The organism is Actinoplanes sp. TBRC 11911 (assembly GCF_012933445.1).
Lineage (GTDB): Bacteria > Actinomycetota > Actinomycetes > Mycobacteriales > Micromonosporaceae > Actinoplanes.
The window spans coordinates 108,203-124,571 of the sequence record NZ_JABBNC010000001.1 but is presented as its reverse complement, the minus strand read 5'-3'; the positions used below and the strand labels follow the sequence as shown (position 1 = coordinate 124,571).

The window sequence follows — 16,369 nt, the reverse complement described above, 5'->3', positions numbered from 1 at the left end:
ATCCATCAGCGACAGCGAGACGCGCGTCAATCAAACCGTATGGAGTCAAACAAGCAAAGAGCCGCCCTCAGCCGATCAGCTCGGCCGCCCGCTCGGCGATGGCCAGCACTGCCGCGTTGGTGTTGGCGGACACGATGGACGGCATCACCGAGGCATCCGCGACGCGCAGCCCGGCCACCCCGCGGACCCGCAGCTCGACGTCGACGACCGCCCCGGCGTCCACCCCGATCCGGCAGGTCCCCACCGGGTGATAAAACGTCTGCAGGCTGCGCCGGACGTAGTCGGCCAGGCTCCGGGGATCCCGCGCCGCCCCGGGGAAGAGCTCCCCGTCGTTCCAGCGTTTCAGCGACGAGTCGGCGCCGATGGTCCGGGCGATCTCGACGCCGGCCAGGATCCGCCGGACGTCGCGCTCTTCGGTGAGGTAGCCGGGGTCGATCAGCGGCGGCACGGTGAGGTCCGAGGCCGCCAGGCGCACCGAACCACGGCTGTCCGGGGTCACCACCGAAACCGAGATCGTGTACGCGTCGGCCGGCGCATCGAGCGCACTCGACGTGTACCGGATGTTCTGCGCGGCGAGCTGGATGTCCGGGCCGCCGGAGCCGGCGCCCGAGTGCAGCAGCGCGACCATCGCGGCGTATCCGCCCCGCACGGTCGGCAGCGCGGCCTCCGAGGCCTGGAAGAGCACGCTCGTCATCGGGTGGTCCTGCAGGTTCGCGCCGACACCGGGCAGGTCGGCCACCACGTCGATGTCCAGCGGCCGCAGCTGCCGTGCCGGGCCCACCCCCGAGACCATGAGCAGCTGCGGCGAGCCGATCGCCCCCGCGGCGAGCACCACCTCGGACTCGGCGGCCACGTAGCCCGGCTCGCCGTGGCGTACGTAATGGACGCCCCGGCATCGGCCCTCGGTGATGTCCAGGCGGGTGACCAGCGCGTCGCTGAGCAGCGTCAGGTTGCGACGGGCGAGATTCGGTTCCAGGTACGCGTCGGCGGCGCTCTGGCGACGGCCGTCGTGGATGGTCATGTCCAGCCAGCCCGCACCTTCCTGCTGCCGGCCGTTGGGGTCGTCGGTGAGCGGGAAGCCGGCCGCGTGGGTGGCCTCCCGGATGTCCCGCATCAGCGTGGCGTCCGGTCCGGGCTCCAGCTGGATGAGTCGCATGGGCCCGGACGTCCCGCGGACCTCCGGGTCACGTCCGGCGGTGGTCTCGCTGCGCATCAGGAAGGGCAGCAGATCGGTGTATCCCCAGCCGGCCGCCCCGGCCGCGGCCCAGGCGTCGTAGCTGCTGTGATGCCCCCGGAGGTGGACCATCGCGTTGATGGCGCTCGACCCGCCGAGAACCTTGCCCCGGGGGTAGGCGATCCGCGATCCGCCGGATCCGGGCTGCGGAACGGTCTCGAACGACCAGTCGATGCCGCTGCCCTGCAGGTCCAGCCACCGTGCCGGGTCGTGCATCGCCTCGGGCCCGTCCGCCGGGCCGGCTTCGATCAGCAGGACGCTCGCCGAGGGATTCTCGGACAGCCGGGACGCGAGCACGCTTCCCGCGGTGCCGCCGCCGACGATGACGTAATCATAAATACGCATTTTTCGTGACTCCGTGTCGCTCGCCAAGATCTGCGCACGACTGACGGGACACGACCGAAAAATGTGACATGGGCCGGAGATGGCGACTAATGCGGCAAGGGGCCGCGCAGGTCAGCCCACTTTTCTCATTGATATCTTTACTTTCGTCGATGTGAGTCATAAGTTCGTCACATCCCACCGAAGTTTTGATCGCTCCGACCAAAGTCAGCACCGGACACGCGGGTGCGGCGACGCCCATCCGTAGTAGGCGCCTGCCCCGGCAACCCCTCAACCACTGCCGACCGTGAAGGACGTGCATGGAAGACAACGTTGTCAAAAAACAGCTCCCACGTCGCTACTTACTCGCCGGCGGTGCGATCAGCCTCGCCGCCGGCGCCGCCACGGTAGCGGCCGCGACCAAACCCCAACCGGCACGAGCTGCCGCCGGGGTCGTCAAGAAGCTCACCATCTACGCGGAGTCGTTGCCGGGCGGCCTGATCGGATACGGCCTGGCACCCGGCGCCGCGACCATCCCCGGCCCGCTGCTGGAGATGTACGAGGGCGACACCCTCGAGATCACCCTGGTCAACACGACCACCCAGCGCCTGTCCATCCACCCGCACGGGGTCGACTACAGCACCGACTCGGACGGGGCGCCGCTCAACGCCTCGTTCAACGAGCCGGGCCAGACCCGCACGTACGTCTGGCGCTCGCACGAGATGACCGCGACCGCGGGCCGCCGGTTCATGCCGGGCAGCGCCGGCTACTGGCACTACCACGACCACGCGAACGGCACCGACCACGGCACCGGCGGCCTGAACAAAGGCCTCTACGGCGGGCTGATCGTCCGGCGGCGCGGCGACATCCTGCCGGACAAGCAGTTCACCGTCGTGTTTATGGAAATGATGATCAACCACAAGGTCGCCCCGGACACGCCGATCTTCGAGGCGAACCTGGGCCAGCGGGTGGAGTGGCTCGCCGTCGGTCACGGCAACAATTTCCACACCTTCCACCTGCACGCGCACCGCTGGGCGGACAACCGCACCGGCATGCTCGAGGGCCCGTCGGACCCGAGCCTGGTCATCGACAACAAGGACCTCAACCCGGGCAGCTCGTTCGGCTTCCAGGTGCTGGCCGGCGAGGGCGTCGGGCCGGGCGTGTGGATGTACCACTGCCACGTCCAGCTGCACTCCGACACCGGCATGTCCGGGCTGTTCGTGGTCCGCAACGCGGACGGCAGCCTGCCCCCGGGCGCCCAGGACGCGATCGACCGGTTCCGCGGCCACCAGCACCAGGCCGCCGCCAAGACCACCGCTTCCGCAAACCCCCACGCACACGGAGGAACTGGCTCATGAGGCCAAGAGATCCAGCAGCAGTGAGACGGTTACGCAGAATCGGCGCCGTGGCGATCACCACGGCCCTCGCCATCGGCCTCGCGCCGATGACCGCCGCGCCCGCGGCACCCGCCAAGGCGCAGGCCGCCGCCGCGGTTCCCCTGAAGGTGCTGGTCTTCTCCGGCACCGCGACCGCCCAGCAGGACCCGGTCGCCAAGGCCACCCAGACCATCAAGGACCTGGGCCAGGCCGAGGGCATCACGGTCACGGCCAGCACCGATCCGGCAGTCTTCAGCACGAGCGGCCTGGCGGCGTATCGTGCGGTGGTCTTCCTGTCGGCCGACGGGGTCACGCTGACCAGCGGCCAGGAGGCCGCGCTGCAGGGCTTCGTCAAGGCGGGCAACGGCTTCCTCGGCATCGGCGACGCGGCCAAGGCGCAGCTCGACTCGACCTGGTTCACCGGGCTGATCGGCACCCGCCCGGCCGGCGCCATCCCGGTGTCCGAGCCGGCCACCGCGATCAGCGCGAGCAGCGAGAACCCGCCGAACGAGATCCGCACGAAGCTCACCGACGGCGACGCCAACACCAAATGGCTCTCCCGTACGCCGGCCGCCAACGTGGTGTTCCAGCTCAACGCCGCCACCACGGTCACCGGCTACGCGCTCACCTCGGCCAACGACTTCGAGGGTCGCGACCCGACTGCCTGGCGGCTGGAAGGCTCGGCCGACAACCAGTCCTGGACGACCGTCGACACCCGCACCGGGCAGGACTTCCCCGAGCGCTTCCAGATCCGCCGCTTCGACGTGACGACCCCCGGGTCGTACCGCTACTATCGGCTGAACGTCACGGCCAACGCCGGTGAGCCGCTGCTGCAGCTCGCCGACGTGCGGCTGTTCACCGGCAGCACCGAGGAGCCCCCGCCGCCCGCGGTGAACCGCGCCGTGGTCGACATCCTCGACCGGCAGCATCCGGCCACGAAGGACCTGCCGCTGACGGTGACTCGCGAGGACCGCTGGAACAACTGGGCCCCGAACCCGGTCGGCACCGTACACACGGTCGCGCAGGTCGAGGAGCGCCACTACGACGCGGGCGTGACCGCGAACGGTCCGTTCCACCCGATCTCCTGGTGCCGTGACTACGACGGCGGCCGGTCCTTCTACACCGGCATGGGACACACCGACGGCAGCTACGGCGAGGACTCGTTCCGCAAGCACCTCAGCGGCGCGCTGGCCTGGACCACCGGCATCACCCGCGGCGACTGCCAGGCCAGCATCGCCTCGAACTACAAGGTGGAGCGCCTGACCACCACCAACCAGACCGGTCAGCTCGACCAGATCGGCGAGCCGCACGGCATGACGATCACCCCGGACGGCACCGTCTTCTACGTCGGCAAGGCCGCCTGCCCGACCGGGCCGGTCGTCGACTGGAGCAACCCGAACGTGGGCCTGGGCTGCGGCACCATCCACAACTGGGACCCGGTGACCAAGACGGCCAAGCTGCTCACCACGCTGCCGGTGATGGGTAACCGGGGCAGCGGCTCCGAGCTGGTCAAGAACGAGGAGGGCCTGCTCGGCATCGTGCCGGACCCGAAGTTCGCCGACAACGGCTGGCTCTACGTGTACTGGATGCCGCACGAGTCGATCGACCGGGACAAGCGGATCGGCTACCGCACCATCTCGCGGCTCACCTACGACAAGGTGAACCGGACCATCGACCAGGGCACCCGCAAGGACCTGCTGAAGTGGCCGGTGCAGATCCACAGCTGCTGCCACGCCGGCGGCGGCATGACGTTCGACGCCAAGGGCAACCTGTACGTCGGCTCCGGCGACAACAACTCGTCCGAGGGTTCGAGCGGTTACTCCGGGAACAACTGGACCCAGGAATACATGGGGACGTCGTTCCAGGACGCTCGTCGTACGGCCGGCAACACGAACGACCTGGCCGGCAAGATCATCCGCATCCACCCGGAGGCGGACGGCACGTACACGATCCCGCAGGGCAACCTGTTCCCGCCGGGAACCGAGAAGACCCGCCCGGAGATCTACGTGATGGGCGTGCGCAACATCGCCCGCCTCGCGATCGACCCGAAGACCCAGTGGCTGACCGCCGGCTGGGTGGGCCCGGACGCCTCGTCGCCGAACCCGGAGCTGGGCCCGGCGAAGTACGAGACCGCCACCATCATCACCGAGGCCGGTAACCACGGCTGGCCGTACTGCATGGGCAACAAGCAGCCGTACCGCGACCGCAGCAACACCGACGCCACGGTGCTGACCGGCTGGTACGACTGCGACCACCCGCAGAACAACTCGCCGCGCAACACCGGCCTGGTGGACCTGCCGCCGATCAAGAACAACATGATCTGGTTCTCGCCGGACGGCGGCGGCCCGGTCTTCCCGACCCGCACCGACGGCAGCGGCCTGCCCAGCTACAAGGCGTCCGAGGCCACCTACACGCAGCCGTACTTCCGCGGCGGCGGCCAGGCCATCATGTCCGGCCCGACCTACCACAAGGACCTGGTCGACCCGAAGAGCACCGTCGCGTGGCCGGAGTACTGGAACAACAAGTGGTTCATCGGTGACGAGTCGAACGCGGCGAACCGCGTCGCGGTGACGGTCGACCCGGCCGGCGTGCCGACGCAGCAGCCGCCGGCGTTCGGCGAGTCGCTGCGGTCCATCATCCCGTCCGGCAGCGGCAGCAACCAGCTGCAGGCCTGGATGGACGCGAAGTTCGGCCCGGACGGCGCACTGTACATGTTGGACTACGCGGGCGGCTTCTTCAGCCTGAGCTCCAACCAGAAGCTGATCCGCATCACCTACCAGGGTGGCCCGGCGACGCCGGCCCCGACCGCGAACGCCGTGGCGGTGCAGGACCAGCCGCTCACCTTCGCCTTCTCCGCGGCCAAGTCCGGCGGGCTGGCGTACGAGTGGAACTTCGGTGACGGGACCACCTCGACCGAGGCGAACCCCCGGCACACCTACACCTCGGTGGGCAACTACGCGGCCTCGCTGACCATCACCTACGCGGGTGGGGTCAAGGAGACAGTGCAGAAGCCGATCGCCGCGGGCTGTGCCACCACCGACCCGTCGCCGACCGTACGCTTCGACGAGACCGACACCGGGCTCGCGAACCGTGACCTCGGCCTGGGCTGCACCATCGACGACCTGATCACCGACGAGGCGCAGTGGGACACGCACGACGCGTTCGTCCGGCACGTCACCACGGTGGCGGGCAACCTGCAGAAGGACGGCAAGATCAACAGCCGGGAGGCCGGCACGCTGACCCGGGTCGCGGCGAGCTCGCCGATCGGCCGGGCCGGGCACACCGGCTACGTGTCGATCTTCAACGGCACGCCGGAATCGCTGACCGACTGGGCACAGGCGCCGAGCGGGCAGTTCAGCCTCACCGCCGACGGCACGCTGCGGCCGAGCGGCGGGCTCGGGATGCTCTACTACACCAAGCCCTTCAAGGACTTCTCGCTGAAGCTGCAATTCAAGGACGTCGCCCCCGGGACCGCCCGCGGCAACAGCGGAGTCTTCACCCGGTTCCCCGACCCGCGCATCCCGCTGGACCAACGGCCCGCGGGCAGTTGCGGGACGGTCGGATCGGCGCGCACCTCGCAAGCCTGGGTGGCCATCTACTGTGGACACGAGATCCAGATCTACGACGGTGAGGGGTCCGAGCCGCAGAAGACCGGCTCGATCTACAACTTCTCGCCGAACACCCTCGCGCAGGCGCAGGTGACCGCGAAGAACGTGTGGAACGACTACGAGATCCGGGTCGTCGGCCAGCACTACACGCTGATCCGCAACGGCACGGTCATCAAGGAGTTCGACAACACCCCCGGCAAGCAGTCCTCGCGCGCCGGTGACCCGCCGACCGACCTGCGGCAGTTCGCCGAGGGCCTGATCGGCCTGCAGAACCACAGCGACACCGACATCGTCGAATTCCGCGACATCCGGGTGCGTGCTCTATGAGATTTCCCGTACGCCTCAAGGCAGTGCTCGCCGTAGCGCTGCTGACGATGGTCGCGGGTTTTGGTGCCCCGCCGGCGCAGGCCGCGCCGGCGCGGGCCGCCGCCCAGGTCCTCAACTGGACCGCGGACGGTGACATCACCCGCTACAAGTCGGTCACGACCACGGCCGTGGCCGGCGCGGCGACCATCGTCTTCGAGAACAGCGCGGCGACCGGGAACACCACCGGGATGCCGCACACCCTGACCTTCGACACCTCGACCGAGGGCTACAACCACGACGTCAACCTGAACCTGCTGGCCAGTCCGTTCGACCCCACCGGCGGGCTGCAGACGGCGACGGTGACGCTGACGCCGGGCAAGTACCGCTTCTTCTGCTCGATGCCGGGGCACAGCGCCATGGTCGGCGAGCTGACCGTCACCGACGGCGGCGGCCCGGCCGACACCACCCCGCCGGCGGTGACCGGGTCGGCGGCCGGCACCCGGGACGGCGCCGGCAACTACGTCGGGTCGGCGACCGTGACGGTGACCGCCACGGACACCGGCTCGGGCGTCGACACCGTCGAATACCAGATCGACGACACCGGATTCGAGCCGTACACGAACCCGGTGGTGGTGACCGCGCTCGGTGACCACAGTGTCCAGTTCCGGGCCACGGACCACGCGGGCAACACGTCCGCGGTGGGTTCGGTGCAGTTCCGGGTGGTCGAGCCGGAGCCGGACGAGGACGTCACGCCTCCGACGGTGACGGCGCAGCTCGCCGGCGACCGGGACGGCGACGGGAACTACATCGGCACGGCGACGGCGACGCTGACCGCGACCGACAGCGAATCCGGGGTGGCCCGGGTGGAGTACTCGTTGGACGGTGCGGCGTTCACGGCGTACGGGAATCCGGTTGTCATCAGCTCGGTCGGGATGCACATGCTGCATTACCGCGCGACCGATGTCGCCGGGAACACGTCCGCCGAGCAGATGGCCCACTTCGTCATCGTGGCGCCGCAGACGGCGGACACCACGGCGCCGACGGTGACCGCGCAGATCACCGGGGACCGCGACGGCAGCGGCAACTTCGTCGGCACGGCGACGGCGACGCTGACCGCGACCGACAGCGAATCCGGGGTGGCCCGGGTGGAGTACTCGTTGGACGGTGCGGCGTTCACGGCGTACGGGAATCCGGTTGTCATCAGCTCGGTCGGGAACCACACGCTGCGGTATCGGGCGACCGATGTCGCCGGCAACACCTCGGCCCAGCAGACGTCCTCGTTCGTCGTGGTGGCGCCGCGGACGCCGGACACCACGCCGCCCACCGTCACCGCGACGGTCGCGGGTGACCGGGACACCAACGGCGCCTACGTCGGCGTGGCCACCGTCCGGGTGACCGCGACCGACAGCGAATCGGCGGTCACCTCCGTCGAGTACGCGGTCGACGGCGGTGCCTGGACGGCTTACACCGCACCGGTTGTCGTACGTGCCACCGGGGCGCACACGGTGAAGTTCCGGGCCACCGACGCGGCCGGCAACAAGTCGGCCGAGGAAGCGGTCACCTTCACCATCGTGGCCTCGGGCTCGGACGAATGCCCGGGCGGCGACACCCGCGCCACCGTCGTCATCGGCGGCAGCGACACGAAGGTGCCGAACAAGGAGACCGGCAACGGCTGCACCATCAACGATCTCGTCGACGAGAACGGCTCGTACGCGGACCACGCCGCGTTCGTGCGGCACGTCGAGTCGGTCACCGCGCCACTGGTGACCGGCGGCACGCTGACCAAGCGGCAGCAGGGGGACATCGTCCGCGCGGCCGCCCGATCGGACATCGGCTCATGAGCAAGCTAGGGAGAATAGAGATGCCCAGACGGACCGCCATTTCGTTAGCGCTGGCCGCCGGACTCGTCACCGCCGGTCTCGCCGCCGCCCCGGCCAGTGCCGCCCTCGTCACCTACTGCATCGGCACCGGCGGCGCGGTCACCGTGCCGAACGACCTGTACGTCCCGGCGGGGGAGTCCTGCTCCCTCGAAGGCACGATCGTCACCGGCAACGTCAGCGTCGCCAACGGCGGGAACCTGGTCATCACCGGCGGCAACCTGGCCGGTTCGGTGAACGTGGCCGGCAACGGTTACCTGGACGCGTCGGAAACCACCATCGGCGGGCCCGTGGTGCTGGCGGCCGGCGGGTACGGGGTCTACCTGAAGGACGCGGACAGCGGCAACGTCACCGTCCGGGCGAAGGGGACGACGGCCATCGACAGCTTCCTGTTCGTCGAGGGCACGTCGATCACCGGGACGGTGAACGCGCAGGCCGGTGAGGTGCGGCTGGACGCAAACACCGAGATTTCCGGAAATCTGACGACAAATGGCACCTACTACACCGACTTGCACGACTCGTTCGTGGACGGCACGGTGTCGGTGCTGAACAGCGCGAACGGCAGCGTGCTCTGCGGCAGCTCGGTGCGCGGCAAGACGACGTTCGCCGGCAACCTCGGCGGCGTCCAGCTCGGCCCGAACGGCTCGCTCGACTCGTGTGCTTCGGGCGGCTTCTTCGGCAAGGACGTCAGCATCACCAGCACCACGGGCGGCGTCACCGTCGACGACAACATCATCGACGGCACGCTGACCGCGACCGGGAACAACCCGGTCGCGCAGATCGCCGACAACAACCGGATCCGCCGCGGCGTGACCAACGACCCGGCGCCGGCGGCGGCCCGGGCGGCGGCCAAGTCGATGGCCCGTTCCACGGTCGACCGCGACGACGAGTCGAAGGCCGACTCGCGCCGTACCGCGGCCGTGCAGGAGGCCACCGCGGCCGGCGCGGCTGACCTGTAAAGCAGCAACAACCCGGGGGGCAGCGGTTCGGACACGAACCGCTGCCCCTTCGTTCACAGCGTGAGATCGCGGATGTCGACGGTGTCGGCCATGACCTCGGTGCCGACCTCGTTGAGGTGCAGGCCGTCACCGGAGTCCAGGTCGCGGTGGATGTAGTCGGGAAACCGGGGATCGGCGACCGCCCGCGCCACATCGAAGACGCCGTCGAAGTACCGCGCGGTGCGGATCCAGTCGTTGACCTCGCGGCGGACCGCGAGGAGCTCCGGCATCCGTGTCTCGGGGGTGTAGCCGGCGAACGGGCCGATGGTGGACACCAGAATCCGCAGTCCGGCCAGGTGCGCGCGCTCGGCCAGTTCGATGTAGCCGGCGATGAGGTCGCCGGCGGACACCGCGGGCTCCCCGAGCATGTCGGGCAGGATCAGGTCGTTGATGCCGAAGCTGACCAGGACGTGGGTCAGCGCGGGTATCGAGAGAACCTCGCGCTCGAACCGCGCCAGCGCGGCTTCTCCCACGCCGTCGCGCAGCAGGCGGTTCCCGGAGATGCCGAGGTTGACGATCCATCCGTTGCGCAGGCGCCGGTTGAGGAAATCGACCGAGCGCTGCTTCGCGCCCGGCGTGGTGCCGACGCCCTCGAACCAGGAGTCGCCGAACGCGGCGCCGATCATGCGGTGGTCCGGGGCCGGTACATCGACACCCGAGACGAAATACCGGGCCTCCGCCCGTTCGATCCCGGCGAACGGGCGCGCGGCGGTCTGATCGCCGGCCACGATCCGCGCGATCTCGGCCGGCCGGTGCGAATAGGTCGCCAGATCGGTTCGCTCCGGGAAATACAGATTGAGGACGATGTCGCTCCCGGCCGCGACCGGCACATCGACCGGGTCGGAGACGGCCTCGGCACCCGCGGCGATGACGAACCGCGCGGCACCGTCGAAGGTCAGGGGCAGGGGCGTGCGTTGATGAGCGGTACGGACCGTCGCGGCGCCGATCACCAGCGGAGTCCGGCCGTAGCGGTTCGTCAGCCGCACCCGGAAGGCGTCTCCGCCGCCGGCCATCTGCAGCAATTGGCTCACGGTCTGATCGGCGAAGCCTCGTGGCTCACCGAACTGGAGCTTTTCCCGTGGGTCGATCACGGCGGTGCGGAATCCGGCAGTCCAGATCATTATTGTTCCTGTCTCTTTCCGGTGTGCGAAATGCGCAAGCCCGGGTATGACGCGGTGGACGCGCGCCATGTGACATCGCAAAGCGAACTCAGCGCGGCCTTGCGACCGGGATCACCACCTGGTGCACACTGACGGGATGACCGCCCGCCACCGCAACGCGCCCGTCGGCCTTCCCGAGTCCGAGGTGCTCGCGCACGGCCTGGACGCGTTCGCCGAACTGGGCTACGACGCGACCTCGGTGCGTGAGCTCGCGAAACGCCTCGAGGTCAGCCACAACTTCATCAACGACCGGTACGCCTCGAAGGCCGGCTTCTGGCGCGCGGTGATCGACGAGGCGATGCGCCCGCGAATGGCTCGTATGGAGTCGATGGTCGCGGACGCCGCCCACACCGACGAGCAGCGGCTGCGCCACATCGTGGCCGAACTCTACCGGGACGCGGCCGACCTCTACGTCATGAACCGCATCATCGCCGACGAGTCCGGCCGCGACTCCGATCGTCTGGATTACCTGACCGAGCATTTCATCGGCCCGGTCTTCGAACTGTGGCGGCCGCTACTGGTCCGGCTGCTTCCGGACGTCCCGCCGGAGACGGTCTTCTTCGCCATCACCGGGCCGGCTCTGGCGCTGACCCACGAGCCGCTGGCCCGCCGCCTGTCCGGCACCGGCGAGGTGACCCCGGCCGAGCGCGCCGCCCGCGCCGAGGATCTCGCCCGCCTGGTCCTCGACGGGTTGCTGCCGCGGCTCAGCTCTCCGGCATCATGATGGTGTCCACCTTGGACTCCGGCCGCATCATCTCGTCCATCTGCTCCGGCGTGGGCATCCCCATCGGTGGCGCCTGAACGCCGGGCCGGGCCGGTTCGCCGACGATCTCGAAGCCCCGCTCGGGGCCGGCCGGCGTGAACATGAAGACCATCTTCGCGGTGTGCGAGCCGATGTTCTTGAAGCGGTGCCGGGTGTTGCGCGGCACGTAGACGAAATCGCCGGGGCGGGCGACGAAGGTGCGGTCGCCGTCGAGGAACTCGAGCTCGCCCGATAATAAGTAGAACGCCTCGTCGTTGCTGTTGTGCGTGTGCGCAACGGGCCCGGCCCCGGCCGGCACCGAGGCCTCGATGAACGAGAACGCCCCGGCGGTGTCCGCGCCGGACACCTTGGTCGAGTAGACATCACCGGCGACCCACCTGGTCACGCCCCCGTCGGCGGGCACGTAGATGGCGCCCTGCCGGGTCCATCGTGGGTCGTCGGTGGCGATCTCCGGAATGGTCAGGCTCATGACGGTCCCTCTCCGCCGGCACCGTGCCGGCTTGACACCTGTCAGACTAGGCTCAGTCTGACAGGTGTCAAGCGATCAGGCGTCGACACTGCTGGTCGTCTTCGCCCAGGTGTCCAGGTCGGCCAGGCGGTCGGTCAGGGCGGTGCGCATCGCCTCGCCGAAGGCGGTGCCGAGGGCGAGGCGCCGTGGCGGGTTCTCGCTGACCGCCACCTCCCGGATGGCGGCCACGACCCGCTCGACCGGGGCCGCGGCGACCGCCGGCTGCGGCGCGCGCACGGTCTGGTCGTAGTCGTCCAGTGTGGACGCGGGGGCGTCCAGGTTGGTGAAGAACGACGTCGCGGTCACACCGGGCTGGATCAGGGTGACCTTGATGCCCAGCGGTGCCGTCTCGAGGGCCAAGGCGTCGGACAGCCCCTCCACGGCGTACTTGGTGGCGGACACGAAGCCCACGCCGGGCGCGGCGGTCTGACCGAGGAACGACGACCCCTGCAGAATTCGCCCGGACCGCTGCTCGCGCAGCACCGGGAGGGTCGCCCGGAGCACGTTCAGCACGCCGAAGACGTTGGTGTCGAAGATTGCCCGCGCCTTCGCGTCGGTGGCCTCCTCGACCGCGCCGACCAGCCCGTAGCCGGCGTTGTTGGCCACGTAGTCGATGCGGCCGAAGCGGGCCACGGTCTGCGCGACGGCGTCGCGCACGGCGGCCTCGTCGGTCACGTCGGCGCTGATCGCCAGCAGCCGGCCGGAATTCGAAAGCCCGGCGGTGTTGCGAGCGATGGCGGTGACGTTCTCGCCGGCCTCGAGAGCCTGGCGGACGAGTTCGCGGCCGATGCCGGCGGAAGCGCCGGTGATGAACCAGGTGTTTGTCATGTAGTGACCTTAAGCAGTTAGCTCGCTACATCTCAAGGGGATGTACGAGAAAAAGTTATGAGCTACGCTGGTTCGGTGACGCAAAGCACCGAGACCCTGCTGAATTTCGTGAACACCCGGGCGGACGCCGGCGGGCGCGTCGAACAGTTCGGCACCGGCGCCGATCTCGCCGAGTGGGCGGCCGCGCACGGGCTGCTGGGCGGCGAGACCGTCGTGACCGACGCCGACGCGGCCGCCGCACGCGAGCTGCGCGACGCCCTGGTGTCCGTGATGCTGGCGCACGCCGGCACGCCCGAGGCCGACGACGCCAGCGTGGCGAGCGCCGAGCGCTATCTGGGCCAGGCCGGCTCGCGCTATCCGCTGACCACGGTCGTCACGGCCGGCGGGGTGCGGGTCGGCTCCGAGTCGCGCGGTGTCCCCGGCGTGCTCGGCGGTGTGCTGGCCGCGATCACCGAGCTCGGGCTCAGCGGCGCGTGGGATCGCGTCAAGGCGTGCGCCAACCCGCCCTGCCACCTCGGCTTCGTCGACCGCACCCGGAACCGCGCCGGGCGTTTCTGCAGCTCCACCTGCGGCTCACAGGCATCGGTGCGGGCGCACCGCGCGCGGCAGCGTCAGAGCGCCGGCGACACGCCGCAGTGAGGGCAGAGCGCCGGCGCGGCACAGGACACCTCCGGGGTCTTGCCGGCCCGCTTGATCCGGTACATTTCCTCGTCCGCGCGCCGCAGGACCTCGTCCACGTCGTGCTCGCCGGGCTCGGACAGGGTGAACCCGATCGCGGCGTCGATCTGCACCACCACGTCGCCCACCATGATCGGCAGTTGCATCTCGGCGCGCAGCCGCTTGACCACGGCCGCCGCGTTCGCGGCCGAGCCGATGTCGTTGAGCACCACCGCGAACTCGTCGCCGCCGAGCCGGCCCACCACGTCGGCACCCAGCACCGCCCGGCGCATCATCGCCGCGAACTCCTTGAGCAGCCGGTCGCCCGCGGCGTGCCCGAGGGTGTCGTTGACCTCCTTGAACCCGTTGAGGTCGGCCAGCAGCACGGCGACCCGCTGCCCGGAGCGCTGCCCCCGGGCCAGGGCGCGGCCCAGTGACTCGTGCAGCCGGGCACGGTTGACCAGGCCGGTCAGCGGGTCGGTGATGGCCAGCTCGTGGTTCTCGCGCAGCGCCGCGGCCTGCCGCAGCGAGCCGATCACGTTGATCACGACGGCGCCGATCACCAGCCCGGCCCACGGGTAGGCATGGTCCTCGCGCAGCACCGCCACGATCAGCAGGCCCACGCACAGGCCGATGCCCAGGTACGGCATGCGGCTCACCGGCCGGTCGGCGCGTACCGGCGAGGCGGCCGCCGAGGAACGGCGCAGCTGCTCGAACGCGGCGGCCGCGAGCCCGCAATGGCTGACCACGTAGCACGCCATCTGCCAGCCGGACCGGTCGACCCAGCCCACGTGGGTGCGCAGATAACCGAGGTACGAGTTGCCGACGATCTCGAACAGCATGCCGGCCGCGATCAGATACATCGACTTCCGTACGCCCGCGTCGACTCCCCGGCGAATCACCAGCGCCACGGCGAACAGCACCAGAAGATCCCCGACCGGGTACGCCACGGCACCCGCCACCGCGTCGCCGGCCAGATTGTCGGCGGCCAGAGCGGGTCCGACGCTGAGGTACCACATCAGCATCCCGCCGGCCACCACCACGGCACCGACGTCGAGGGCCAGCTTCTGGCGTTCCAGCCGCCCGTCCTCGCGGCGCCCGAACATGAGCAGGCTCACCAGCAGCACCATCCCCGAGGACAGGTGCAGCACGTCACCCGGCGCCGGGAAGGACTCCCACGGGAACAGCTTGAAACAGATCCCCGCCAGGATGCTCAGCGCCCGGCTGAGAGCGAACCAGGTCCAGGCTCCCCGGGTCCGATGATCGATGCCGGGACGCCGTCGCACGACGAGGGCGAGCACCAGAGCCGTGAGGTCGAACAGCAGGATGGCCGGCCCGGCGACGTCCTCGACCCGCGCGTGGCCCGCGGTGAGCACCAGCCGCGCCATCGTGACCATGACGATCAACCCGGCCGGCACGTAGAAGAGCAGCGGGCGCCACGACCTCATCGGTTCTCCACATCTCGCGCCGGACAGCACACGTGTCTGTCCATCGGCCGGTCCGCAGAGAATCTGAGGCGTTACGCGGCCGGCACCGGCTCGGGGCGCACGCGTCTGGGGACGAAGCGGAACAGCACGGCGGCCGCCGCCAGCCCCACCACGCCCGAGACGACGACACCGAGGCCCAGTCCGCCCAGGCCGGTCACCGCGGAGAGGATCACCGGGCCGATCGCGGAGCCGCCGTCGGACAGCTCGCGCCACACCCCCAGGAACGTCGGCCGGCCCAGCACCGGGGCCGCGTCGGCGCCCAGCGTGTTCACGATGCCGGAGCCGATGCCGTTGCCGACGCCGATCACCATCGCCACGGCGCCCAGGGTCAGGGCCGCGTGGGTCAGCGGCACCAGGATGAACGCCAGCCCCATCACCAGCGTGCACGGCACCGCCACGGCCCGCCGGCCCCACCGGTCCATGACCAGGCCGGCCGGGTAGAAGACCAGCGTCTCGACCGCCCCGGACACCCCGAACAGCACCGACGCCGTGGTGGGCGCCAGGTGGATGTGCTGGGACCAGAGCGGCACCACGACCTGCCGGGTCTGCCGGATCGCGGACAGCAGCAGCACCCCGGTGCCGAGCGTCACGAGGGTCCGCCAATGGTCGCGGGTGATCGACCAGGTGGAGACCACGCCCTTGGTCCCGCTCGGCACGCTGGCGCGCTCGGCGAGGTCCGGGACCGCGTACGCGATGAACCCGGCGCCCAGGATCGCGCCGAGCGAGACCACATATGCGCTGTTCAGCCCGGCCAGCTTGATGATGGCGGCACCCGCGAACGGGCCGGTGAACGCGCCGATCCGCTGGACGCCGCCGAGCGTGGACATGGCCCGCGCGCGCATCGCCAGCGGCACCACCTCGGTCAGGTACGACTGCCGGGCCAGCTGGAAGACGGCGGCGGCCATGCCCATCGCGAGCACCCCGGCGGAGAACGGCAGCAGGCCGATGTTCCCCAGGCAGAGCGCGATGCCGGCGGCGCTGAACAGGGCCGCCCCGACCATCGAGCGGCGTTCGCCGAACCGGGTGGTCAGCACGCCGGCCGGGATGTTCGACACGATCGAGCCGATGCCCATCAGTGAGACCACCAGCCCGGCCACCGCGACCGAGGCGCCGCGATCGATGGCGCTGATCGCGATCACCGGCGCGATGACGCCTTGCGAGAATCCGTACAGCAGCGACGGCCCGTACGCGGACACGGCCACCGATCGAAGACGAAAGGGGGTGTCCGGCGGTGCAGTCATGAAAG

The 16,369-nt window shown here is 69.9% G+C and carries 12 protein-coding genes; 6 read left to right on the top strand and 6 right to left on the bottom strand.

What is annotated here, in order from left to right:
• Nucleotides 1–67: 67 nt before the first annotated feature.
• Nucleotides 68–1,579 carry a GMC family oxidoreductase gene (locus tag HH310_RS00525; protein WP_169173358.1) on the bottom strand — a complete coding sequence of 504 codons (1,512 nt, stop codon included), beginning with the start codon at nucleotides 1,577–1,579 and terminating at the stop codon, nucleotides 68–70.
• A 296-nt stretch (nucleotides 1,580–1,875) separates the two neighbouring features.
• Between HH310_RS00525 and HH310_RS00520 the strand changes: the two genes are divergently transcribed.
• Genes HH310_RS00520 through HH310_RS00505 form a run of 4 tightly spaced genes read left to right on the top strand, consistent with a single transcriptional unit; the run spans nucleotide 1,876 to nucleotide 9,681 of the window.
• A complete protein-coding gene (locus tag HH310_RS00520; RefSeq protein ID WP_169173357.1) occupies nucleotides 1,876–2,913 on the top strand; it encodes a multicopper oxidase domain-containing protein in 1,038 nt (345 codons plus the stop codon).
• Nucleotides 2,914–2,960: 47 nt separating this feature from the next.
• Entirely contained in the window at nucleotides 2,961–6,866 is a 3,906-nt protein-coding gene (locus HH310_RS00515; RefSeq protein WP_312033729.1) for a ThuA domain-containing protein, read from the top strand.
• Nucleotides 6,863–8,686: an OmpL47-type beta-barrel domain-containing protein gene (locus HH310_RS00510; RefSeq protein ID WP_169173355.1), complete on the top strand. Its 1,824-nt coding sequence runs from the start codon at nucleotides 6,863–6,865 to the stop codon at nucleotides 8,684–8,686. Before HH310_RS00515 ends, HH310_RS00510 begins: the two co-directional genes overlap by 4 nt.
• Nucleotides 8,687–8,706: 20 nt before the next feature.
• Nucleotides 8,707–9,681 carry a hypothetical protein gene (locus HH310_RS00505; RefSeq protein ID WP_169173354.1) on the top strand — a complete coding sequence of 325 codons (975 nt, stop codon included), beginning with the start codon at nucleotides 8,707–8,709 and terminating at the stop codon, nucleotides 9,679–9,681.
• A 53-nt stretch (nucleotides 9,682–9,734) separates the two neighbouring features.
• Here the strand turns inward: HH310_RS00505 and HH310_RS00500 are convergent, their stop codons facing one another.
• Nucleotides 9,735–10,841 carry a GDSL-type esterase/lipase family protein gene (locus HH310_RS00500; RefSeq protein ID WP_169173353.1) on the bottom strand — a complete coding sequence of 369 codons (1,107 nt, stop codon included), beginning with the start codon at nucleotides 10,839–10,841 and terminating at the stop codon, nucleotides 9,735–9,737.
• 136 nt (nucleotides 10,842–10,977) lie between these two features.
• Between HH310_RS00500 and HH310_RS00495 the strand changes: the two genes are divergently transcribed.
• Nucleotides 10,978–11,604 (top strand): TetR/AcrR family transcriptional regulator, encoded by a 627-nt coding sequence (locus HH310_RS00495; protein WP_169173352.1) that lies wholly within the window; start codon nucleotides 10,978–10,980, stop codon nucleotides 11,602–11,604.
• Here the strand turns inward: HH310_RS00495 and HH310_RS00490 are convergent.
• Both HH310_RS00490 and HH310_RS00485 read right to left on the bottom strand, forming a co-directional pair.
• A complete protein-coding gene (locus HH310_RS00490; RefSeq protein WP_169173351.1) occupies nucleotides 11,585–12,112 on the bottom strand; it encodes a cupin domain-containing protein in 528 nt (175 codons plus the stop codon). The genes HH310_RS00495 and HH310_RS00490 overlap by 20 nt on opposite strands.
• 75 nt (nucleotides 12,113–12,187) lie before the next feature.
• The gene (locus HH310_RS00485; protein WP_169173350.1) at nucleotides 12,188–12,979 is read right to left on the bottom strand and encodes an SDR family NAD(P)-dependent oxidoreductase; all 792 of its coding nucleotides are present in this window, start codon (nucleotides 12,977–12,979) and stop codon (nucleotides 12,188–12,190) included.
• A gap of 75 nt (nucleotides 12,980–13,054) precedes the next feature.
• Between HH310_RS00485 and HH310_RS00480 the strand changes: the two genes are divergently transcribed.
• Entirely contained in the window at nucleotides 13,055–13,618 is a 564-nt protein-coding gene (locus tag HH310_RS00480) for a CGNR zinc finger domain-containing protein (protein ID WP_312033728.1), read from the top strand.
• Here HH310_RS00480 and HH310_RS00475 read toward each other — a convergent pair.
• Complete coding sequence (locus tag HH310_RS00475) at nucleotides 13,591–15,084, bottom strand: GGDEF domain-containing protein (protein ID WP_169173348.1); 1,494 nt, start codon at nucleotides 15,082–15,084, stop codon at nucleotides 13,591–13,593. The genes HH310_RS00480 and HH310_RS00475 overlap by 28 nt on opposite strands.
• A gap of 71 nt (nucleotides 15,085–15,155) precedes the next feature.
• Nucleotides 15,156–16,364, bottom strand: a complete 1,209-nt coding sequence (locus HH310_RS00470; RefSeq protein WP_169173347.1) for an MFS transporter — start codon at nucleotides 16,362–16,364, stop codon at nucleotides 15,156–15,158.
• Nucleotides 16,365–16,369: the final 5 nt, after the last annotated feature.

Bases quoted from the DNA above. Each gene is read 5' to 3' on its own strand.
- HH310_RS00525 (WP_169173358.1), bottom strand. From the start codon at position 1,579: ATGCGTATTTATGATTACGTCATCGTCGGCGGCGGCACCGCGGGAAGC.
- HH310_RS00520 (WP_169173357.1), top strand. From the start codon at position 1,876: ATGGAAGACAACGTTGTCAAAAAACAGCTCCCACGTCGCTACTTACTC.
- HH310_RS00510 (WP_169173355.1), top strand. From the start codon at position 6,863: ATGAGATTTCCCGTACGCCTCAAGGCAGTGCTCGCCGTAGCGCTGCTG.
- HH310_RS00505 (WP_169173354.1), top strand. From the start codon at position 8,707: ATGCCCAGACGGACCGCCATTTCGTTAGCGCTGGCCGCCGGACTCGTC.
- HH310_RS00500 (WP_169173353.1), bottom strand. From the start codon at position 10,841: ATGATCTGGACTGCCGGATTCCGCACCGCCGTGATCGACCCACGGGAA.
- HH310_RS00495 (WP_169173352.1), top strand. From the start codon at position 10,978: ATGACCGCCCGCCACCGCAACGCGCCCGTCGGCCTTCCCGAGTCCGAG.
- HH310_RS00490 (WP_169173351.1), bottom strand. From the start codon at position 12,112: ATGAGCCTGACCATTCCGGAGATCGCCACCGACGACCCACGATGGACC.
- HH310_RS00485 (WP_169173350.1), bottom strand. From the start codon at position 12,979: ATGACAAACACCTGGTTCATCACCGGCGCTTCCGCCGGCATCGGCCGC.
- HH310_RS00475 (WP_169173348.1), bottom strand. From the start codon at position 15,084: ATGAGGTCGTGGCGCCCGCTGCTCTTCTACGTGCCGGCCGGGTTGATC.
- HH310_RS00470 (WP_169173347.1), bottom strand. From the start codon at position 16,364: ATGACTGCACCGCCGGACACCCCCTTTCGTCTTCGATCGGTGGCCGTG.